Annotated in this window: 4 protein-coding genes; 1 reads left to right on the top strand and 3 read right to left on the bottom strand. The window is 62.9% G+C overall.

The genetic code is table 11. The annotated features are described in order from the left end of the window. Positions 1–104: 104 nt before the first annotated feature. On the bottom strand, positions 105–926 hold the full coding sequence (locus EOA28_RS24330) for an ABC transporter permease (RefSeq protein WP_127251232.1): 822 nt from the start codon (positions 924–926) through the stop codon (positions 105–107). After that, entirely contained in the window at positions 923–1,840 is a 918-nt protein-coding gene (locus EOA28_RS24325; RefSeq protein WP_127251233.1) for an ABC transporter permease, read from the bottom strand. Before EOA28_RS24325 ends, EOA28_RS24330 begins: the two co-directional genes overlap by 4 nt. Before the next feature lie 393 nt (positions 1,841–2,233). On the opposite strand from EOA28_RS24325, the gene EOA28_RS24320 reads away from it, so the two are divergent. Continuing rightward, positions 2,234–3,652 carry an aminotransferase gene (locus EOA28_RS24320; RefSeq protein WP_127251234.1) on the top strand — a complete coding sequence of 473 codons (1,419 nt, stop codon included), beginning with the start codon at positions 2,234–2,236 and terminating at the stop codon, positions 3,650–3,652. A 52-nt stretch (positions 3,653–3,704) separates the two neighbouring features. Here the strand turns inward: EOA28_RS24320 and EOA28_RS24315 are convergent, their stop codons facing one another. Further along, positions 3,705–4,907 (bottom strand): aromatic ring-hydroxylating dioxygenase subunit alpha, encoded by a 1,203-nt coding sequence (locus tag EOA28_RS24315; RefSeq protein ID WP_127251235.1) that lies wholly within the window; start codon positions 4,905–4,907, stop codon positions 3,705–3,707. Between the last annotated feature and the right edge of the window lie 200 nt (positions 4,908–5,107).

Genomic DNA, 5,107 nt, shown 5'->3' with positions numbered 1-5,107 from the left:
CCAGCGAGGCGTTGTCCAGCGCCTTGAACGATCCGTAGCTGCGGGTGACGTCGCGGATGTCGATCATCGTGCGGTCGGATTGGATGCGCTCGGACTGGAGCCGCTCAAGCATGGAGGCCTCCCTCGTGCTGGGTGCGTCTCGCCGCGCGGCGGCGCAGGATTTCGGCAATTGTCATCAGCACGAAGGATGCCAACAGCAACAAGGTGCCGAGCGCCAGCACGCCAGGAAGCTTGGCCGCGAAACGCAACTGGCCCCAGATGTAGATCGGCAGCGTCGCCTCGGTGCCGGTAAGGAAGAAGGCGATGATGAATTCGTCAAGCGAGATGGTGAAGCAGACGAGCAGGCTGGAGATGATCGCCGGCGCGACCATGGGCAGCGTCACCCGCCGGAAAGTGCCGAAGGCGCTCTCGCCGAGATCGGCGGAGGCCTCCTCCAGGCTGCGGTCGAAACCCTCGAAGCCGGAGGTCAGGACGGTCATGGAGTAGGGAATGCAGACCAGCACATGGCCGAGCACGACGGTGTAGAGCGATAGGCTCAGGCCTAGCTGCAGCATGACCAGCAGCATGGAGATGGCGACGATCACCTCGGGCAGCACCAGCGGCGCCATGATCAGGCCGTTGATGGCGCGGCAGCCGGGGTAGCGGTAGCGGGTGATCGAGCGGGCGGCGAGGATGCCCAGCACCGTCGACAGGATCGAGGCGGAGACGCCGACGATCAGGCTGTTCCAGGTCGCGTCGATCAGCGCCGGCGTTTTCGGCAGGTCCTCGTACCAGTGCAGCGTGACGCCAGAGAGCGGGAATTTCGGTGTCGCCGCCGTGTTGATCGAGAAGATCGGCAGGAAGATCACCGGCAGATAGAGGAACAGGACGTAGAGCGTGGCGTAGCTCGACAGCCATCCCGGCCGGAAACGTCTTGTCGCCGTCATCGCGCCAACCTTTGTAAAGCGCGAATGATCAGCACGGTGGCGCCTGCCATCAGCGAGACGATGACCATCGTGGTGACCGAGAGCGCAGCACCCAGCGGCCAGTTCGACGCCTTGCCGAACTGCGCCTGGATGGCGTTGGCGATCATGACGCCGTCCTTGCCGCCGACGAGCTTCGGCGTGACATAGTCGCCGACGGTCGGGATCATGACGATGAGCGCCGCCGAGATGACGCCGGGCGCCGACAGCGGGAGGGTGACGCGCAGGAAGGAGCGCAGCGGCCCGTCGCCGAGATCGGTCGCCGCTTCGATCAGGGTGCGGTCGACCTTCTCCAGCGAAACGAAGATCGGGAGGATGGCGAAGGTCGCCCAGGCATGGGTGAGCGTGATGATGACGGCGGTGGAATTGTAGAGCAGCGCGTCCGACGGCTCGCTGATGATGCCAAGGCCCATCAGGCCGGAATTCAAGACGCCATTGTGGCCGAGGATCACCTTCCACGACATCACGCGCAGCAGGTAGCTCGTCCAGAACGGGATGGTGATGAGGAACAGCCACAGGCTTTTGTGGCGGCCGCCATGAAAGGAAATGAAGTAGGCGATCGGGTAGGCGAGCGCCACCGTCAGCAGGCTGACCGTCAGCGAGATGTAGAGCGAGCGCCAGAGCAGGTCGCGGTAGATCGGCTCGGCCAGCGCGATCCGGTAGTTCTCCAATGTGAAGGTGTGGTCGATGGTGAGATAGTTCTGCGTCCAGAAGGAATGGGCGATAACGACCAGGATCGGCAGGACGAGAAGAACAAGGGCGTAGACGAAGGTGGGACTGATCAGGGCAAAGCCCTGGACGGCTTCCGATTGCAGAAGGGGATTTCGTCTGGCCCCTGCCATGCGCAACGGGGGCGACCCTTCCGCGGCAACCGTCATTGCAGCGCTCCGGGGGTGATTTCGGTAGCTGGCTCGGACTGTCCCGCCATGCGGCCTTCCCATTCGCTAGACCAGGATAACGTTCCGCTGGATCGTTATCCCGGCCTAACTCCTCGTTGAAGCATGATCTTATCCGAAAACCGGTTCCCACTTTTCGGGATCATGCCTTGGCGCCGGCCGCCTGTTCCCGAATTATGCTTAGAGCGCGATCGCTCCTGGCTTGCCGGCTTTCTTTCATCATGAGCGCATCCGCCGATTGAAATCAAGCGCTATTTCTGCGATATTGATTGAACGGATATTCAAAATATAGCGACAGAAAGCCGAGTTTCCATGGTTTTCCGCGTTGTTTGATGTCCGGTGAGATTTCGGCAACTCTGGCGATACGAGGCGAAGATGGCGGCTCAAAGCAAGGTCAAGGCAAGCGAACTGATCGGCCCTGGCGATGACGATGCGGTCGAGCTTGCCAGGCGCCATCTCGTCCAGCCCTGGCCCTATGCCGGCTCGGTCGGCGCCGAGGCGCGCACGCTGATCGGCGAGGGCGACGGCATCTACATCACCGACGCCTCCGGCAAGCGGCTGATCGACGGGCCGGCCGGCATGTGGTGCATCAATGTCGGCCATCGTCGCGAGGAGCTGGCCAAGGTCATGTACGACCAGGCGATGGCGCTCTCCTACAACACGCCCTGGTACACGATGAACGCGCCCTCGGCGGAGCTTGCGCGGCGCATCGCGGATGTCGCTCCGGGCGACCTCAGCCACACCTTCTTCACCACCGGCGGCTCGTCGGCGGTGGAGACGGCGCTGCGCTTCATGCAGTTCTACAACAATGTGCGCGGGCGACCGGAGAAGAAGCTGATCCTCAGCCGCGGCGGCGCCTATCACGGCTCGACCTATCTGTCGGCCTCGCTCAACGGCCGCCCGCGCGATCACGACTGGATGGACGGCGCCGACGATCTGGTGATCAAGCTTTCCTCGCCCGATCCGTTCCGCCGGCCGAAGGGCATGAGCGTTGCCGCCTTCACCGATTTCCTGGTCGACCAGTTCCGCGACACGATCGCGCGCGTCGGCGCCGACCGCATCGGCGCTTTTGTCGGCGAGCCGGTGCAGGCCTCGGGCGGCGTCATCGTGCCGCCGGACGGGTATCTGAAGCGCATCCGCGAGATCTGCCGCGAGAACGATATCCTCTATGTCTCGGACGAGGTGGTGACCGGCTTCTGCCGGCTTGGCCATGTCTTCGCCTCGGGCGACGTGTTCGGCATCGACCCGGACATGATCACCTTCGCCAAGGGGATCACCTCGGGCTATTTCCCGCTCGGCGGCGTGATCATCTCCGAGCGGCTGCTGGAAGAGCTGCGCCGCTCCAATCACCCGGATGCATTGTTCGGACACGGCCTCACCTACACCAGCCATCCGATCGGCTGCGCTGTCGCGCTGAAGAATCTCGACCTGCTGGAAGAGGGCGTCCTTCAACACACCCGCGAGATCGCGCCCTATTTCCAGGCGCAGTTGAAGACGCTTGAAGAGCTGCCGCTGGTCGGCGAGGTGCGCGGCGTCGGCCTGATGGCTTGCGTCGAATGCGTGGCCGATCGCGAAAGCAAGGATCCGCTGCAGCTCGACAAGAATGTCGGCAAACGCATCGACGCGCATTGCCACGAGCTCGGCCTTCTGGTGCGGCCGCTGATCAACATGTGCGTGATGTCGCCGCCGCTGATCATCACCAAAGAGCAGATCGACGACATGGTTGCGATCCTGCGCGAAGGGATTTCGCGGACCATGGATGATTTGCGGAAGGAAGGCGTCTGGCGGGGGTGATTAGCCGATCTCCCCCACAAGGGGGGAGATCAGCAGCTTCGGCCGCCTCGCCCTACCCCCTCGACCGCAGCGCGTCGTTCAGGCCCCACATGTCCTTTTCCTCGGGCGCCGTCTCCAGGTTCAGCACCGGGACCTGCCTGCGCAGATGGTCGTGGTGGGTGCGCACGCCGTACTCCAAATCCGACAAGTAGAAGCCTTCAAAAGCCTCCGACAGCATGGATTCGTTCGACCAGACCGAGAGCTGCACGTCCTCGTTCATGGTGTCGCGATCGATGCGGTACGCAAGGTAGCGCGCGGCCGCCTGTTCGCGGGTCTCGTCCTTGTGGCGGTAGATGGCGCCGCGCAGCAGCGTCTCGCCGGTCGACAGCGGGAACTCCTGATAGAATTGGACGGATTCCGGCATGATCGACAGCGCGTTGTTGGGGAAGATGCCGTAATAGATCCAGGCCTTGCGCAGATGCTCCGGCAGATGCGTGGCCTCGGGCGCGAGCTTGATGTATTCGCGCACGCTCCAGCGCCGGCCGGCATGTGGATTGTAGGTGGCGAAGGAGCGCGACACGCCATTGATGAAAGGCTCGTCGAAATAGGTGGCGCCGTAGAGGTCCTGCAGCGCCGGATGCGCCACGGCGACGTGATAGCCTTCATTGTCGACGTCGCGCACCGACTTCCAGTTGACCGGCGATTTCTGCGTCCAGATGCCCCAGGACGGCACCATGTCGGCGACGTTGTAATGCGCCATCTCGGCTTCGATCGGCTTCAGGAGTGCGGCGACGGAGGGCTGCGGGCCGCCCTTGCGGAAGCGGATGAAGATGAACCCCATCCAGATTTCGAGGTCGAGCGGCATCAGGCCGAACTCGGTCTTGTCGAGCTCGGGGAAGGAGCGCGGACGGGCAGCGCCGCGCAGCGTGCCGTCGAGATTGTAGACCCAGCCGTGGAACGGGCAGACCAGCGCGTTCATGCAGCTGCCCTGGCTGTCGGCGACGACGCGGCTGCCGCGGTGGCGGCACATGTTGTTGAAGGCGCGCACGACGCCGTCCTTGCCGCGCACGATCAGCGCGCGCTCGCCGATGACGTCCATGGTCAGATAGTCGCCCGGATTCGGCACGTCGGAGACATGGCCGGCGATCTGCCAGTGATTGCGGAAGACATATTCCTTCTCGAGCTCGAGAAGGGCGTTGGAATGGTAGCTCCACCCCGGCAAACCCCGCCGGTCCCAATCGTTGGGGATCGCCACGTCACGGAGGTGCGGGTTCATCGGAATGCTCTTCTTTTTGTTGAATACTCATTCAATATAGACATATTTTCCATTGAAATGCAACGGCTTGTAGGAATATGAAAATGCCAAGGCTGTAAGTTCGACCTCGTCTGGGCCGGAAAAATCCCGTAGAATCCGGGCCTTAATCGAGGAAGCGGAACGGCGGTTGTGAGCGCCCGGGCCCGCGTCGGAAAAGGCAT

The sequence above is a fragment of the Mesorhizobium sp. M2A.F.Ca.ET.067.02.1.1 genome, from assembly GCF_004023285.1.
GTDB lineage: Bacteria > Pseudomonadota > Alphaproteobacteria > Rhizobiales > Rhizobiaceae > Mesorhizobium.
Note: the sequence above shows the minus strand (reverse complement) of the source record. Positions and strands in the feature narration are given on the sequence as shown.

Coding starts and splice junctions, on each gene's coding strand:
- EOA28_RS24320 (WP_127251234.1), top strand. CDS start 2,234: ATGGCGGCTCAAAGCAAGGTCAAGGCAAGCGAACTGATCGGCCCTGGC.
- EOA28_RS24315 (WP_127251235.1), bottom strand. CDS start 4,907: ATGAACCCGCACCTCCGTGACGTGGCGATCCCCAACGATTGGGACCGG.
- EOA28_RS24330 (WP_127251232.1), bottom strand. CDS start 926: ATGACGGCGACAAGACGTTTCCGGCCGGGATGGCTGTCGAGCTACGCC.
- EOA28_RS24325 (WP_127251233.1), bottom strand. CDS start 1,840: ATGACGGTTGCCGCGGAAGGGTCGCCCCCGTTGCGCATGGCAGGGGCC.